Raw genomic sequence first — 13,372 nt, forward strand, 5'->3', positions numbered from 1 at the left:
GCGTTGAAAAACGGGAACCGCTAAAACAAACGATCATGACAAAGCATTATTTCACCTGCCTCACCCTTGGCGATTCATACACCATCGGAGAATCGGTTGCCCTGCACGAAAGTTTTCCCTACCAGATGATACAAACGCTACGCAATGATGGATTGCATTTTCATGCGCCAGAGGTCATTGCCAAAACGGGCTGGACGAGCTTTGAACTGGCCGAACATTTACTTCACACAAAACTCAATGAGCAATACGATTTTGTCACACTTCTCGTGGGCGTAAACAACCAATACCGCGGCACACCGGTTAAGGAGTTTGCAGAAGATTTTAATTTCCTGCTGCGCAAAGCGATCCACTTGAGTGGAGAGAAGCCTGATCATGTGATCGTTTTATCCATCCCCGACTGGGGCGTTACACCTTTTGCAAAAGAGAGGAACAGCCAAAAGATAGCCGATGAGATCGATGCGTTCAACAAAGTATGTGAATCTGCAGCGAAAGAACTGGATACGCATTACATCAACATCACAGAAGACAGCCGCAAGGCAAAAGACGACCCTGAACTGCTTGCACCCGATGGTTTGCATTACTCAGAAAAGGCCCACGCGATATGGGCGGAGAAAGCAACGGACATCATCAAACAACTGATCCGTAAGTAACCATTTCTCTTTTAACAGATCCATCTTTTCCAAATTCAAACACAGCGTAGGCAGGATCAAAATCGTGGAACTTTCCGCCCCACCAGTCGCCGCAGATGGAACCATTGCAGTAATATGAAATGCCGCGGTAATTCACATTGTCTTCCATATGGATGTGACCGCTCAAACAGCAACGGATGTTTTTGTACGACCTGAAAAGACCGGTGATCCTTCTCGAATCCACATGCAGCAGCGCGCGTGAAATTTTCCAGTCGCCATTGGCTTCGTTCTTATCATAAAAAACAGCGGAACAAAAAGACACGATGGGAATGTGCGACACAATGCATATGTGCTGCGAGGGGGCCGTTTTTTTCAACTCGTTTTCCAGCCACGCAAATTGTTCCTCGTCTATGCGCGCGATGTAACCGCCATTGTTTTCCTGGGCGCTGTCCAGCACAATGAATTTCCATTCTTTGTGCTCGAAAGTATAATAACGGCCCGGCATCTTGTGCTGGCTGATCACCCAGTTCTTATCATACAAAGGATCATTCTTCACTGCGGGATCGGTCATCTGCCAACCCCACGCATCGTGGTTGCCGATGCAATGGCGGATGGGCAGGCGGTTCTCTTCGTTCAAAACCGTGTTCCAGACATCCCACTGTTTCTGCACTTTTTCTTTGGAAGCATTGAGGGCATCCATAATGGAATCACCGCCGTTCATGATAAAATCAACCGAAGGTTTCAACGCATTCACGTGCCGGTATGCTTTGCGCATGCCGGTTTCGGCGATCTCTGTCGGTTTCACATGCACATCGGTGAGAAAAGCGATCCGAAACGCTGAAGGCTTTGGCGCCGCCGATAAAAAAGATGCGGGCGCAACAGACAGAACAGCTGCGGAAAGCGAGGTTTGCTGGAGAAATTTTCTGCGGTCCATGATTGTGAGGTGAATGTTCAATAGTGAAAATTAAATACCGGCTGCTCCCGGTTTATCACAGTTTAAAGATTTCGCTTTCATCACGCCCCCAAAAGCCCCTTCATCTCATCCTGGTACCCTGCCGCCACGATTTTCGCTTTCTCTGCAAAATCCTCTCCCCCGCCTGCAAAAATGATGGCGCGGCTTGCGTTCACCAGTAGGCCGTAATCGTTGTTCAACCCGTATTTTGTTACTTCTTCGAGGCTTCCCCCTTGTGCGCCAACACCCGGTACAAGCAAGAAATGTTCGGGAATGATCGAGCGTATCGACGCAAGATCACTGGCGCGTGTTGCACCTACCACAAACATCAGGTTACCCGGCGTTCCCCAGGAAGAAACGGTGTGAAGAACGGTTTCGTAAAGACGGCCCCCGTTGTTTTTGCCTGACAAGGCGAGTTGCTGAAAGTCGTTGCTGCCGGCATTGGAAGTGAGACCGAGAACAATGGCCCATTTGTCTTCGTATTCCAGAAAGGGACGTACACTGTCCTCACCCATATAAGGCGCCACGGTTACCGCGTCAAAAGGCAATACTTCAAAAAAAGTTTTTGCATATTGTGATGAGGTGTTGCCGATATCACCGCGCTTTGCATCCGCGATCGTAAAATGCGTTTTGGGAATATGGTGCAGCGTCTGTTCCATCGCCTCCCATCCCTTCAATCCCTGCGATTCATAAAACGCAGTATTGACCTTGTAACTTACGCAATGATCCTTTGTTGCATCGATGATCGCTTTGTTAAACTGGAAAACGCCATCGGGTTGCGACTGCAGGTGTTTCGGGATCTTTGTGACGTCGGTATCCAATCCCACACACAAATAACTTTTTTTCTCCCTGATCTGTTCGATGAGCTGGTTGCGGTTCATGGGACGAAGATAGTTGATTGGTTTATTAATTTTCGGCTGCCGCCCGTTCGATTGATTTAACGGGAGCGTTTGGTGCAATTGATTCAATAAGCAAATAAACTAACAAACCCATAAACCAAAAAACATCCATCTTTGCATTTCTAACGATTCTTTTTATGGAAAAACAAACCATGTATTACGGCGATTACCTGCAGCTCGATAAAATACTGGATGCACAGCACCCGGTGAGTTTTGAAAAAGGCAATGAGCCGGCGCATGACGAGATGCTTTTTATCGTGATCCACCAGGCTTATGAACTTTGGTTCAAACAGATCCGTTTTGAGCTGGATTATGCGATGAAGGTATTTGGACAGGAAAAGATCAACGACAACTCCGAAGACCTCAACCTGGTAAGGCACCGCCTGCGCCGGGTGATCGGTATCATGCAGCTACTGAACCAGCAGGTGAACATCCTGGACACGATGACGCCGCTCGATTTTCTTGAGTTCAGGAACCTGCTCACGCCCTCTTCGGGTTTTCAAAGCAAACAGTTCCGGCTGGTGGAAGCGGCGCTGGGGTTGCAGATAGACCAGCGCCACCAGAAAGATTATTACAAACGCACCAACGAGGGCGGTTTTACCAAAGGCGATTACAACCAGATCTCGGAAACAGAACAACAGAAAAACCTGCTGCAGCTCGTTAACGCCTGGCTGGAGCGGATGCCGTTTTTCAAAGCGGAATACTGGGAGCAATACCAACCCGTTACCGTACCATCTGTAACGCGGCATCCTTTTTGGGACGATTACCGCGATATCTACAAAGCAGGCCTTACGGAGCGTGAACAAAACAAGATCAACGATTTTGACTATGTCTTTTTTGAAAAATTACCGGAGGGATACGCGCCCGAACAACTCGAGCAACTGCGCAGCAACTTCTCTCCCGCGGCGCTTCGTGCCGCTTTGTTTATTATGCTGTACCGCGATTTCCCGGTGTTCCAGACCTCGTACCAGATCCTCGACTCTCTTATCGAAATAGACCATCTTATGAGCAACTGGCGGCACAAACACCTCATCATGGTGCGCCGTATGATCGGCATGCGCGTGGGCACGGGCAATACATCCGGCGCGGGTTACCTGGAGGGCGCGTTGAGCAAGCATTATGTGTATAGAGATTTGTCGGGACTTTCAACTTACCTGATCGAAAGGAAAAGATTGCCGCGGTTGCCGGCAGAACTTGTTAACAATCTCGGCTTCCGTTATTAACGAACGGCAGGGCTGCGGAAGCCAAGAAGGTTATTTGTTATATTTAGCCTGCTAAACCTCCGCTATGCCGCATTCAAAACAGATCATCACGGTCCTATTTTTATTCGCTGTTTCTTTTTCCCTTACGGCACAGAAAACAGACCGCGCGCTTCCTGTGGATCCCAACATAAAGACGGGCAAACTTCGCAACGGCCTCAGGTATTACATCCGTAAAAATGCGGAGCCGAAAAACCGCGCAGAGCTGCGGCTGGTGGTGAATGCAGGCTCTGTGCTCGAAACCGATAAACAGGTGGGCCTTGCACATTTTGTTGAGCACATGGCGTTCAACGGCACGCAACACTTCAGGAAAAATGAACTGGTGAACTTCCTGGAAAGAAGCGGCGTTAATTTCGGGGCCGACCTGAATGCTTCCACTTCGTTTGATGAAACGATCTATGAATTACAGGTTCCTACAGACAGTCCGATGGTGTACAAACAGGCAATGCAGATACTGGAAGACTGGTCGCACGGCATCAGTTTCGAACCCGTAGAAATAGACAAAGAGCGCGGCGTAATCATTGAGGAATGGCGGCTCGGCCGCGGTGCAGATGCAAGGCTGCGCGATAAATATTTTCCCGTGCTCTTCAAAGGTTCCCAATACGCAAAGCGCCTGCCCATCGGCACGAGAGCAAACATAGACACGGCGCATTACAATATGCTTACCTCCTTCTACAAAGACTGGTACCGGCCCGACCTGCAGGCGGTGATCGTTGTGGGCGATGTGGATGTGGAAGAAACGGAAAGGATGATCAGGGAACATTTTGAAAAGATCCCAGCGGCCGTCAATCCCAAAAAAAGAACCAGGTATACCATACCATCCCATGTAGAAACAAGAACCGCCATACTTACCGATGCGGAACAACCCTACAATGTGATACAGGTATATTACATGCAACCCGAAGCGCCGGTGGTAAAAACAGATCTGCAATACCGCTCGGGAATCGTTCGCGACCTGTTCAACCAGATGATGAGCAGCAGGCTGGATGAGATCTCGCAAAAGCCAGAAGCGCCCTTCCTGTTTGGCAACAGCAGTTACGGCAGTTTTATCGGCGACAAAGATGCATTCAGCCTCATTGCAGTGGCCAAGAAAGGAAAAGACATCATGGCATCCATTCAAACCCTGCTTACGGAAAATGAGAGGGTAAGACAGTACGGCTTTGTGCAAACGGAACTCGACCGGGCGGTTAAAAATACTTTGTCGCGGATGGAGAGCCTCTACAACGAAAGAGACAAAACAAAATCCGCAGAACTCGTTCAGGAACTCATCGGCAATTTTTTAAAAGAGGAGGCGATCCCAGGCATCGCTTACGAATATGAGCTTTACCAGAAATACCTGCCAACGGTCACGCTCGCAGAAGTGAACAGCCTCGTAGGCAAATGGCTCAAAACAACAGACCGCTCCGTGGTGATCACTGCACCGGAAAAAGAAAAACCGGCATTGCCTACGCAGTCCGCTGTTACTGCATTGCTGAATAAACCCGCGGGCAAACTGAAACCGTACACAGACAAGGTTTCCTCTGGCCCGTTCCTCCCGGCCGAACCGGTTGCGGGGAAAATAACCGGCGAGAAAAAATACGGGAACATCGGCACAACAGAATGGATATTATCGAACGGCGCCCGGGTAATTCTGAAACCCACCCAATTTAAGAACGATGACATACAATTTTCGGCGATCAGTTGGGGCGGTACTTCTTTGTACAGTGATGAAGATGCCATCAATGCCGCGAACGCCGCTGCAGTTGCCTCTATCGGGGGCATTGGCAACATGGACATACAGGCGCTGCAAAAAGCATTGACAGGAAAGAATTTTTATGTTGGCCCTTCCCTTTCGCCAACCATGCAGGGCCTCAACGGCACCAGCAATGTGAAAGATTTTGAAAGCGCACTGCAGCTGATGCATGGCTATTTTGTGGCGCCGCGCAAAGATCCGCAGATGTACAGCGTGATGCTGCAACAGTTGACCGTATCGCTAGAGAACAAGGACAAAGACCCGGGATCCGTGTTTTCAGATTCAGTGGGCTATATCATGAGCAGCTACCATCCCCGCCGGAAACCGTTTACCACCGCGGATCTGCACAGGATGAACCTCGACAGGTCGTTCGAGATCTACAAAGAGCGGTTCAGCAATGGCGGACAATTCCTGTTTACGTTTGTGGGTAATTTCAATACAGACAGCATCCGCCCATTGATCGAAAAATACATCGCCTCGCTTCCGGCCAGTGCGCAGAAAGACATGTGGAGGGATGTGGGGATACGTTATCCGAAAGGACAGATCGAAAAAACAATTTACAAGGGAAAAGAAAGCAAGGCCAGTGTACGACTGTATTTCACGGGAACGACAACATACGACGAAATGGATGAGCTTCAACTCGGGCAACTCTGCAAGGCCCTGGCCATCAGGCTCCGCGAGGTGTTGCGCGAAGATGCCGGTGGTGTGTATGGCGTAGGCGTGAACGGCGGCATCAGCCGGGAGCCCGCAACAGAATACAGCATCAGCGTAACATTCGGATGTGCGCCTGAAAACGTAGACAAGCTGGTGGCACTCGTAAAAGAAGAGATCCGGAAAACAAAACAGGAAGGCATTGAACAAAACACGATCGACAAAGTGATTGCCGAACAAACACGCGCACTTGAGAACAGCCTGAAAGAAAACAGTTACTGGCGTTACATGCTGGAGCAGCAGTTTTTCCGCAACAACGATCCAGGTAAAATACTCAGTGGGGCGCAGCGCATTCAACAGCTGACCGTTGACCGGACGAAAGCTTTGGCAAATAAATTTTTCGACGGACAGAACGTAGCGAAGATCGTTTTGCTACCCGGAAAAAATTAACCACATGAATAAAACAGCAGCAGCGATCATTGCACTCGCGGGTTGGTTCGCGGTGATCATGCAGTTTTTCCTGCTGATGCAGGTACAGGGCGTTCCGCGTATGGAACTGGTGATCCGCTTCTTTAGCTATTTCACGATCCTGACAAATATCCTGGTTGCGGTTATGGTTACCCTGACCGCTTTTTCGGACAATACTTTTTTTACGCGGCCCGGTGTGCAGACCGCCATAACGGTTTACATCATTGTAGTGGGATTGATCTATAATCTTGTATTGCGTTTTCTGTGGTCGCCCCAAGGCATGCAGCGTTTTACAGATGAATTGCTGCATACCATCATACCGGTGTCGGCAGTTGTGTATTGGGTAAAATACGTGCGTAAAGACGGTTTGGTATACAGGAATTGTTTTTTATGGTTGCTCTTTCCTTTTGCATACATCCTGTTTGTGGCGCTGAGGGGCGCAGCATCGGGTTTTTACCCATATCCTTTTATCGACGTAACAAGGCTCGGGTACCCGAGGGCTTTGTTAAATGGTTTGGGAATGGTGTTGATTTTTATGGGGCTAAGCTTATTTTTGACAGCGATCGGCCAATGGTTGAAGCACAGGCAACCCCTGAACAGATAAAACCTTACGTTAACCAGTATAAACAACCCACGAAGCCACGTGTTGCACAGCACTTTTTTTAAACCGGTAGTTGTATTGCTCGCCGTGGCCATCCCGGCCTGGTTCATTGCGCGTGGGGCGTTCAGGAAAAGAACAACGGGTATCGACATTTCGTTCTCGAGAGAATTCCTGTTGTTTGTTTTTTACCTGTACCTGATCGCCATCGCCGCGATCACGATCGTGCCGCTCTCTTATTCGGTACACAGGGCGCCCGAGGCCAATGACATCAACATGGTTCCGTTTAAACCCACCATAAGGGCCATCAAACAGGCGATGAGATACGAACGCTTCAGTGTACGCATGTTGTTTCAGAATACAGCGGGAAACGTTTTGATGTTCATCCCGTTCGGGTTCCTGTTGCCGCTGGTGATCAAAAGGATCAACTCGTTTGTAAAAATATTTTTAGCAGGGTTGTTTTTCTCTGCATCGATCGAATTCATCCAATACATTGAACGCAGCTTTGGCGTGTACCGCGCCGTAGACATCGATGATGTGATCCTTAATACGATCGGCGCCATCATCGGGTGGATGATCCTTTGTTCACTACGGTGGTTTGCCGGACTGTTCCAGCCTAAATAAAAACGGATGCCAGAGAAGAAAAGAATACTCGCGGTTCCGGGCAGCACACGCTCCCGTTCTGTTAACCTTCATATACTGCAGGCAATTGCCAGCCTGTACGAGGGGAAGCTTGCTGTTGAAATTTACGATGGCCTTGACCAGCTTCCACATTTCAACCCGGATCTCGACAAAGACCCGCTCCCGCCTGCCGTTGCATCGCTCCGGAAAAAGATGGAGCTGGCCGACGGGATCGTTATTTGTACACCCGAATATGTTTTCAGCCTGCCCGGCAGTTTGAAGAACGCAATCGAATGGATGGTATCCACAACCATTCTTACCGGCAAGCCCGCGGCATTGATCACGGCATCATCATCTGGACAAAAAGCACACGAGTCGCTCGACCTCGTTATGAGAACGGTTGGGGTAAAACTGGGCGAAAAAGGTTCGTTGCTGATCCAGGGGCCAAAAACAAAGATTACGGAAGAAGGCGTGATCACGGACGAAACCACATTAGCTTCGCTCAAAGAACTGGTGGATGATTTCCTGACCCTGTTAAATTAATCGTATGAACTGGATATTGTTGATCATCGCGGGACTGTTCGAAGTGGGTTTTACCACTTGCCTCGGCAAAGCAAAGACCACCACCGGGAATGCCTCGCTGTTTTGGCTCGTGGGCTTTTTTATCAGTCTTGCCCTGAGTATGTACCTTTTGTACAAAGCCACCCAGACCCTTCCGATGGGCACGGCCTATGCAGTATGGACGGGCATCGGCGCCGTAGGAACGGTAATCATCGGCATCCTGTTTTTCAAAGAACCGGCGGATTTCTGGCGGTTGTTTTTTATTGTTACATTGATCGGGTCGATCGCAGGGCTGAAGTTTGTTTCGTCGCATTAGCGCGTGAATTGCCCCGGTTGCTGCAACGGCCCGCTTTCGTTACCTTTGCCTTACCCATGAAAAAACTTGTGCCCATATTGCTGGTCCTGTTCTGCTCCTGCGCAGGAAAAGAAAAAAATTACCAGCCCGCCACTGATGCGCTCGATGCCGGTCGTGAATACATCAATGCCACGATGGAAGGCGATTTTGACAAGGCGGCCTTTTATATTATACAGGATGAAAAGAACAAGGCGGTGTTGGCAGGAATAGAAAAGTCGTACAGGGAAAAAGACAAAGAAGGCCGACAGCAATTGCGTACGGCATCCATCAACATCAACGAGGTGAAAAGCATGGGAGACAGCAGCACGGAGATCAATTACAATTATTCATTCGATAAACAACCACGCGCTTTAACGGTCGTAAAAAAACAAGGCAACTGGTTGGTGGACCTTGGCAGGAACTAAATGCTGTTAAAAAACATCATACTGGTAGGATTGGGCGGGATGATCGGTTCTGTGGGCCGTTACCTGGTATCGTATTTCATCAGGCACGAAAGTTTTCCCTATGCTACCTTTGCGATCAATGTAGTGGGTTCACTGGTTATAGGCATGGTGATGGGCGTAGCGGGGCGACAGGAAAATTTCCAGAACTGGCGCCTGTTTCTCGCCACCGGGATCTGCGGGGGATTTACAACCTTCTCCGCTTTCGCCTGGGAAAATTTCCAGCTGATGAACCAGGAAAGATACGGGGCTTTTGCCCTTTACACCGGCGGCACATTGGTGCTTGGTTTCGCAGCCGCGGCTTTGGGCCATACGATCACAAAATGAACCCTCAATTTTTACATCCAGTTGACCGGTTTAACCATTCAACACATCAACCAAATAAAAAATGATACACACAAACGTACTTCATCCCTGGCACGGGGTTCCCTGCGGAGACCATGCGCCGCGGATTGTAAATGCGATCATCGAGATACCGCAGGGTTCGAGGTGCAAGTATGAGATCGATAAACCGAGTGGGTTATTGAAACTCGACCGCGTTATTTTTTCTTCGTTTTACTATCCAATCAATTACGGATTTATTCCGCAGACCTATGGCGGCGACAAGGATCCCCTGGACATTCTTGTGATCACTTCATTGCCCGTGCAGCCACTTACGTTGATGGATGCAAAAGTGATCGGTGTTATGCAGATGGTTGATGGTGGTGACCCCGATGACAAGATCATCGCCGTGGCGGCAACCGATCCAGGCATGAACCATTACAACAACATCGAAGAGTTGCCCAAACATTTTTTTGATGAACTGCGGCATTTCTTCGAAGAATATAAAAAACTGGAAAACAAAACAGTAGTGGTAGAAGAGTTTGGCGATAAGGCCAAAGCGCTTTCGATCATCGAGGAAGCGATCCGTTTTTACAAAGACACCTTTGTTAAATAGCAAGCATTGCCCGATCAGAAAAACAACAAAATGACATTCACCATTATCGTCCTGCTGGTTATTGTAGGATTGGTTGCCGGATTTCTCAGCGGCCTCGTTGGCATTGGCGGTGGCGTGATCATCGTGCCCGCACTCGTGATCCTGCTCGGGTTCTCGCAGAAGCTTGCGCAGGGAACTTCGCTGGGCATCCTGCTGCTGCCTGTTGGGATATTGGGCGTGATCCAGTACTACAAGCAAGGCTACCTCAACGTGAATTATGTGCTCATTATTTCGGCGGCTTTTATACTGGGAAGCTTCCTGGGGGGTAAGCTGGCATTGTCGTTGAGCGAGGAGAAAATGAAAAAGATATTCGCAGTGGTGATGATGCTGATCGCGGTCAAAATGTTGTTTTTTGATCGGAGCAAACCCGCGCCACCAAAGGATCAGGCTGTTTCTTCCACAAAAATTCAACAAACCGGTCTGTGAACTCTTGAAAAATCAGTCCTCCCCCCTATCTTTGCAAAAAATAAACCTCATGGAAAGAACATCAAAAGCTAAATACTGGGTACTTTGTTTTATTTGGTTAGCCATTATGATCACTTTATTGGTGGTTTACCGTGAGTTCTTCTGGTTGGCGCTCCCAGGCACCGTAACGTATTTCGCAAAAGGGCTGGATCTGTTTTAAACCGGTCTTTGAATGATAAAAAAAAGGCAATGCTTTACGGCATTGCCTTTTTTGTTCCCTGCCGGGAAAGATCGCGGCGCTAGAAATTTCTTTTTATGATACGTAGGTTGTGCGTGCGTTCTCCCGTATCGCCGCTGATGATGCCCTGGGTGTCTATCTTATCGATCCGTACCCTTCCCGAGGAATGAATGATGGTATCGTTGTTAAGCAAAATACCAACATGCGTGATGCGCCCTTCGTCGTTGTCGAAGTAAGCAAGATCGCCGCAGATCGCTTCCTGCAAAAATCCAACTACCTCACCGGTGGTTGCCTGCTGGTACGCATCGCGCGGCAGGGGCTGCTGAAAAAAACGGAATACCTGTTGTACAAAGCCACTGCAGTCGATCCCGAAAACGGAACGCCCACCCCATAGATAAGGCGTATTGAGGTATTGGCGCGCCCTTTCCTTGAGGGCCGATTCAGAAACGATTGCGGCGGAAGGATCAAACGGCGTTCCATCGAAAGAATATGAGAAAGGGCCGATCTCTGCCCTGCCATCCGCAAGAAAGCCCAATGAGCTGCCAAGCGGAAGATGCATGGGCTCGCCGTTGAATGTTATCGTGGTTTGCCATGAACCGGTAAGCAGTTCGGTTTTTTGCTGCACCTGTTCTTCAGAAACCGGGGTTAACTGGGTACGCTGACACCATCCTTCATAGCCGTCGTAAGTGCAGCGCAGCCTTGCAAAGAGTTTTGTTTCTTCCAATACTTCGGCGGTTTCTCCAAATAAGAGCTGGCTCACCATTTCAGAGCGATGCGCATCTTCTTTGCGCATAGGCGCTGCGGGAACAATACAGGTTACAAAAGACATACGGTTAATTTGAAGTCAAGATATGGAATTTTAACACTACGGCATCTATACTAAAAATGCTTATTTTCAAGCTGTGGGCAAAGAGAAGTACGACCATATTACCGACAACGAACTACTGGAAAGATTCTACAGCGATCACGACAACCAATGGCTGGGAATCGTGTTGCAGCGGTACACGTTGTTGTTGCTGGGTGTATGCATGAAATATTTGAAGAACGAAGAAGAAGCAAAGGATGCCGTTCAGCATATATTCTTAAAAGCGATAACGGAACTGGCGAAATACAAGGTATCGTATATCAAAAGCTGGTTGTATATGGTAGCACGCAACCATTGTTTGATGAAACTGCGTGATAAAAATATTTTCATTCCTGTAGAAAACACCGCAGAGCTTGCTGCGGCAGAGAGTAGCGAAAAAGAACTGGCCGACAAGGAAACAACGCTTTCACTGCTTGAAACTTCGCTCGCGGAGTTGAACCCTGAACAAAAAACCTGTGTAACTTTATTCTATCTGCAGAAAAAAAGCTACCAGGAAATTGTTGAGGCAACCGGCTTTAGCCTTTTACAGGTGAAGAGTTACATACAGAACGGAAAGAGGAATTTAAAATTATTGGTAGAAAAGAAAATGAAACCTTCCGGATGACGGACTTGAAAGACATATTGAACCACGACGATGAACTCGATCTCAGCAGCGAGGAAATGATCCGTTACCTCCAGGGCGAGGCATCGGAAGAGGAAAGGTTTGCCGTTGAAAAGCAGATGGCCGATTCATCTTTTGTAAACGAAGCGATCGAAGGATTGCAGGATTTCAAAGACCCCGCACAGGTGCAGGAATATGTTGCCCAACTCAACCGCCAGCTGCAGAAACACACCGCGCGCAAGATCGCACGCAAGAAGAAACGCCGCCTCAGGAAAGATGAAACCTGGCTGATCGTGGCGATACTTGGAATTTTGTTGCTTTGCGCGTTTGGTTACCTGGTGATCCACCACTTCTACACCGTTAAATAATAAACGGATAGAAACGTTTACCAAACACTTGCCAAACGTTTCTATCCGTAAAAACACTTAAGCCCACCTGCTTGCTTTGCCATTACAGGCTTTCCCGCATTTCTCTCGTGCACACATGATCACAAAAAAGATCCCGCTCTTTCGAGCGGGATCATGAAAATGATACAGTGACGGGTAATCGATAATATCCCCAAACATTATCCCTTGCCTTTGATCATCTGTACCACTTTACGTTTGGTTCCTTGTATCAGTTCTGCGTAATACGTTCCGCTGCTGTAATTGTGCCCGATCTGCAGGGTGCTGTTGGCGCCGATCTTCGATTTGGCATCGATCACCCTGCCCCTTGCATCCATCACGCGCATGTTCACCGGCTGGTCGTACCTGCTCTCCAGTTTCAGCGTGAAGTAGGTGGTGGATGGGTTTGGCATTACCGTTACTTTCAGGTCCTCATCGCTGGTAACAACCGCTTCCCCTTCCTCCTTCGTGGTCTTTGATGTGTTGCCGCCAAAGACGATCGTGTTCACAACAGGCGTGTTGCATGGCGACAGGTCGCAGCTTCCCAGCCTGTCGTTGTTATCGCTTCCGCATGAGCCGGAGCCTATGTGCGAGGACACCTGGTTCAAGGCTACCTGCAGTGTCTGCGGTGTTTTGTTCTTGCCCGATGGGGTGTGGCACACATATACTTTGGCGCCGTTGGTGCCAGGCACCCTTACATCCGTTACACAGATGCTGATCACCGCCGTTGAGCTGCAGC

General features: G+C 48.8%; 18 protein-coding genes. 14 read left to right on the forward strand and 4 right to left on the reverse strand.

Features of this window, described 5'->3' with window-relative positions; all coding sequences use genetic code 11:
- The first annotated feature begins 35 nt into the window (after positions 1-35).
- On the forward strand, positions 36-650 hold the full coding sequence (locus GWC95_RS11070) for an SGNH/GDSL hydrolase family protein (RefSeq protein WP_161818763.1): 615 nt from the start codon (positions 36-38) through the stop codon (positions 648-650).
- Here GWC95_RS11070 and GWC95_RS11075 read toward each other — a convergent pair.
- Together GWC95_RS11075 and pyrF are read right to left on the reverse strand one after the other, a co-directional pair.
- The gene (locus tag GWC95_RS11075; RefSeq protein ID WP_161818764.1) at positions 628-1,563 is read right to left on the reverse strand and encodes a metallophosphoesterase family protein; all 936 of its coding nucleotides are present in this window, start codon (positions 1,561-1,563) and stop codon (positions 628-630) included. The two genes, GWC95_RS11070 and GWC95_RS11075, sit on opposite strands and share 23 nt — an antisense overlap.
- A gap of 80 nt (positions 1,564-1,643) precedes the next feature.
- Complete coding sequence (gene pyrF, locus GWC95_RS11080) at positions 1,644-2,462, reverse strand: orotidine-5'-phosphate decarboxylase (protein ID WP_161818765.1); 819 nt, start codon at positions 2,460-2,462, stop codon at positions 1,644-1,646.
- 155 nt (positions 2,463-2,617) lie between these two features.
- On the opposite strand from pyrF, the gene GWC95_RS11085 reads away from it, so the two are divergent.
- From GWC95_RS11085 to GWC95_RS11135, 11 genes are all read left to right on the forward strand, one after another.
- Positions 2,618-3,703 (forward strand): tryptophan 2,3-dioxygenase family protein, encoded by a 1,086-nt coding sequence (locus GWC95_RS11085; RefSeq protein ID WP_161818766.1) that lies wholly within the window; start codon positions 2,618-2,620, stop codon positions 3,701-3,703.
- Between the two features lie 64 nt (positions 3,704-3,767).
- Positions 3,768-6,572 (forward strand): M16 family metallopeptidase, encoded by a 2,805-nt coding sequence (locus tag GWC95_RS11090; protein ID WP_161818767.1) that lies wholly within the window; start codon positions 3,768-3,770, stop codon positions 6,570-6,572.
- A 4-nt stretch (positions 6,573-6,576) separates the two neighbouring features.
- On the forward strand, positions 6,577-7,194 hold the full coding sequence (locus GWC95_RS11095; protein WP_161818768.1) for a Pr6Pr family membrane protein: 618 nt from the start codon (positions 6,577-6,579) through the stop codon (positions 7,192-7,194).
- 39 nt (positions 7,195-7,233) lie between these two features.
- Positions 7,234-7,812 (forward strand): VanZ family protein, encoded by a 579-nt coding sequence (locus tag GWC95_RS11100; RefSeq protein ID WP_161818769.1) that lies wholly within the window; start codon positions 7,234-7,236, stop codon positions 7,810-7,812.
- Between the two features lie 6 nt (positions 7,813-7,818).
- Positions 7,819-8,352, forward strand: coding sequence for an NADPH-dependent FMN reductase (locus tag GWC95_RS11105; protein WP_161818770.1), 534 nt, complete (start codon positions 7,819-7,821; stop codon positions 8,350-8,352).
- Positions 8,353-8,356: 4 nt separating this feature from the next.
- Entirely contained in the window at positions 8,357-8,686 is a 330-nt protein-coding gene (locus GWC95_RS11110; protein ID WP_161818771.1) for a DMT family transporter, read from the forward strand.
- Between the two features lie 56 nt (positions 8,687-8,742).
- Positions 8,743-9,129 carry a DUF4878 domain-containing protein gene (locus GWC95_RS11115; protein ID WP_161818772.1) on the forward strand — a complete coding sequence of 129 codons (387 nt, stop codon included), beginning with the start codon at positions 8,743-8,745 and terminating at the stop codon, positions 9,127-9,129.
- A complete protein-coding gene (crcB, locus tag GWC95_RS11120) occupies positions 9,130-9,492 on the forward strand; it encodes a fluoride efflux transporter CrcB (protein WP_161818773.1) in 363 nt (120 codons plus the stop codon).
- A gap of 61 nt (positions 9,493-9,553) precedes the next feature.
- Complete coding sequence (locus tag GWC95_RS11125) at positions 9,554-10,102, forward strand: inorganic diphosphatase (RefSeq protein ID WP_161818774.1); 549 nt, start codon at positions 9,554-9,556, stop codon at positions 10,100-10,102.
- 30 nt (positions 10,103-10,132) lie between these two features.
- Complete coding sequence (locus GWC95_RS11130; RefSeq protein WP_161818775.1) at positions 10,133-10,567, forward strand: sulfite exporter TauE/SafE family protein; 435 nt, start codon at positions 10,133-10,135, stop codon at positions 10,565-10,567.
- Positions 10,568-10,616: 49 nt separating this feature from the next.
- Positions 10,617-10,766 carry a hypothetical protein gene (locus GWC95_RS11135; protein WP_161818776.1) on the forward strand — a complete coding sequence of 50 codons (150 nt, stop codon included), beginning with the start codon at positions 10,617-10,619 and terminating at the stop codon, positions 10,764-10,766.
- 79 nt (positions 10,767-10,845) lie between these two features.
- Here the strand turns inward: GWC95_RS11135 and GWC95_RS11140 are convergent, their stop codons facing one another.
- The gene (locus GWC95_RS11140; protein WP_161818777.1) at positions 10,846-11,613 is read right to left on the reverse strand and encodes a C40 family peptidase; all 768 of its coding nucleotides are present in this window, start codon (positions 11,611-11,613) and stop codon (positions 10,846-10,848) included.
- Positions 11,614-11,686: 73 nt separating this feature from the next.
- On the opposite strand from GWC95_RS11140, the gene GWC95_RS11145 reads away from it, so the two are divergent.
- Together GWC95_RS11145 and GWC95_RS11150 are read left to right on the forward strand one after the other, a co-directional pair.
- Positions 11,687-12,253 (forward strand): RNA polymerase sigma factor, encoded by a 567-nt coding sequence (locus GWC95_RS11145; RefSeq protein WP_161818778.1) that lies wholly within the window; start codon positions 11,687-11,689, stop codon positions 12,251-12,253.
- Positions 12,250-12,618, forward strand: a complete 369-nt coding sequence (locus GWC95_RS11150; protein WP_161818779.1) for a hypothetical protein — start codon at positions 12,250-12,252, stop codon at positions 12,616-12,618. Before GWC95_RS11145 ends, GWC95_RS11150 begins: the two co-directional genes overlap by 4 nt.
- 197 nt (positions 12,619-12,815) lie before the next feature.
- On the opposite strand, the gene GWC95_RS11155 is transcribed toward GWC95_RS11150, so the two are convergent.
- Positions 12,816-13,372, reverse strand: a 557-nt coding sequence (locus GWC95_RS11155) for a T9SS type A sorting domain-containing protein (protein ID WP_161818780.1), incomplete at its 5' end; no start/stop codon positions are given.

Source organism: Sediminibacterium roseum (assembly GCF_009939005.1).
Taxonomy (GTDB): domain Bacteria; phylum Bacteroidota; class Bacteroidia; order Chitinophagales; family Chitinophagaceae; genus Sediminibacterium; species Sediminibacterium roseum.

Coding starts and splice junctions, on each gene's coding strand:
- GWC95_RS11070 (WP_161818763.1), top strand. CDS start 36: ATGACAAAGCATTATTTCACCTGCCTCACCCTTGGCGATTCATACACC.
- GWC95_RS11075 (WP_161818764.1), bottom strand. CDS start 1,563: ATGGACCGCAGAAAATTTCTCCAGCAAACCTCGCTTTCCGCAGCTGTT.
- pyrF (WP_161818765.1), bottom strand. CDS start 2,462: ATGAACCGCAACCAGCTCATCGAACAGATCAGGGAGAAAAAAAGTTAT.
- GWC95_RS11085 (WP_161818766.1), top strand. CDS start 2,618: ATGGAAAAACAAACCATGTATTACGGCGATTACCTGCAGCTCGATAAA.
- GWC95_RS11090 (WP_161818767.1), top strand. CDS start 3,768: ATGCCGCATTCAAAACAGATCATCACGGTCCTATTTTTATTCGCTGTT.
- GWC95_RS11095 (WP_161818768.1), top strand. CDS start 6,577: ATGAATAAAACAGCAGCAGCGATCATTGCACTCGCGGGTTGGTTCGCG.
- GWC95_RS11105 (WP_161818770.1), top strand. CDS start 7,819: ATGCCAGAGAAGAAAAGAATACTCGCGGTTCCGGGCAGCACACGCTCC.
- GWC95_RS11110 (WP_161818771.1), top strand. CDS start 8,357: ATGAACTGGATATTGTTGATCATCGCGGGACTGTTCGAAGTGGGTTTT.
- GWC95_RS11115 (WP_161818772.1), top strand. CDS start 8,743: ATGAAAAAACTTGTGCCCATATTGCTGGTCCTGTTCTGCTCCTGCGCA.
- crcB (WP_161818773.1), top strand. CDS start 9,130: ATGCTGTTAAAAAACATCATACTGGTAGGATTGGGCGGGATGATCGGT.
- GWC95_RS11125 (WP_161818774.1), top strand. CDS start 9,554: ATGATACACACAAACGTACTTCATCCCTGGCACGGGGTTCCCTGCGGA.
- GWC95_RS11130 (WP_161818775.1), top strand. CDS start 10,133: ATGACATTCACCATTATCGTCCTGCTGGTTATTGTAGGATTGGTTGCC.
- GWC95_RS11135 (WP_161818776.1), top strand. CDS start 10,617: ATGGAAAGAACATCAAAAGCTAAATACTGGGTACTTTGTTTTATTTGG.
- GWC95_RS11140 (WP_161818777.1), bottom strand. CDS start 11,613: ATGTCTTTTGTAACCTGTATTGTTCCCGCAGCGCCTATGCGCAAAGAA.
- GWC95_RS11150 (WP_161818779.1), top strand. CDS start 12,250: ATGACGGACTTGAAAGACATATTGAACCACGACGATGAACTCGATCTC.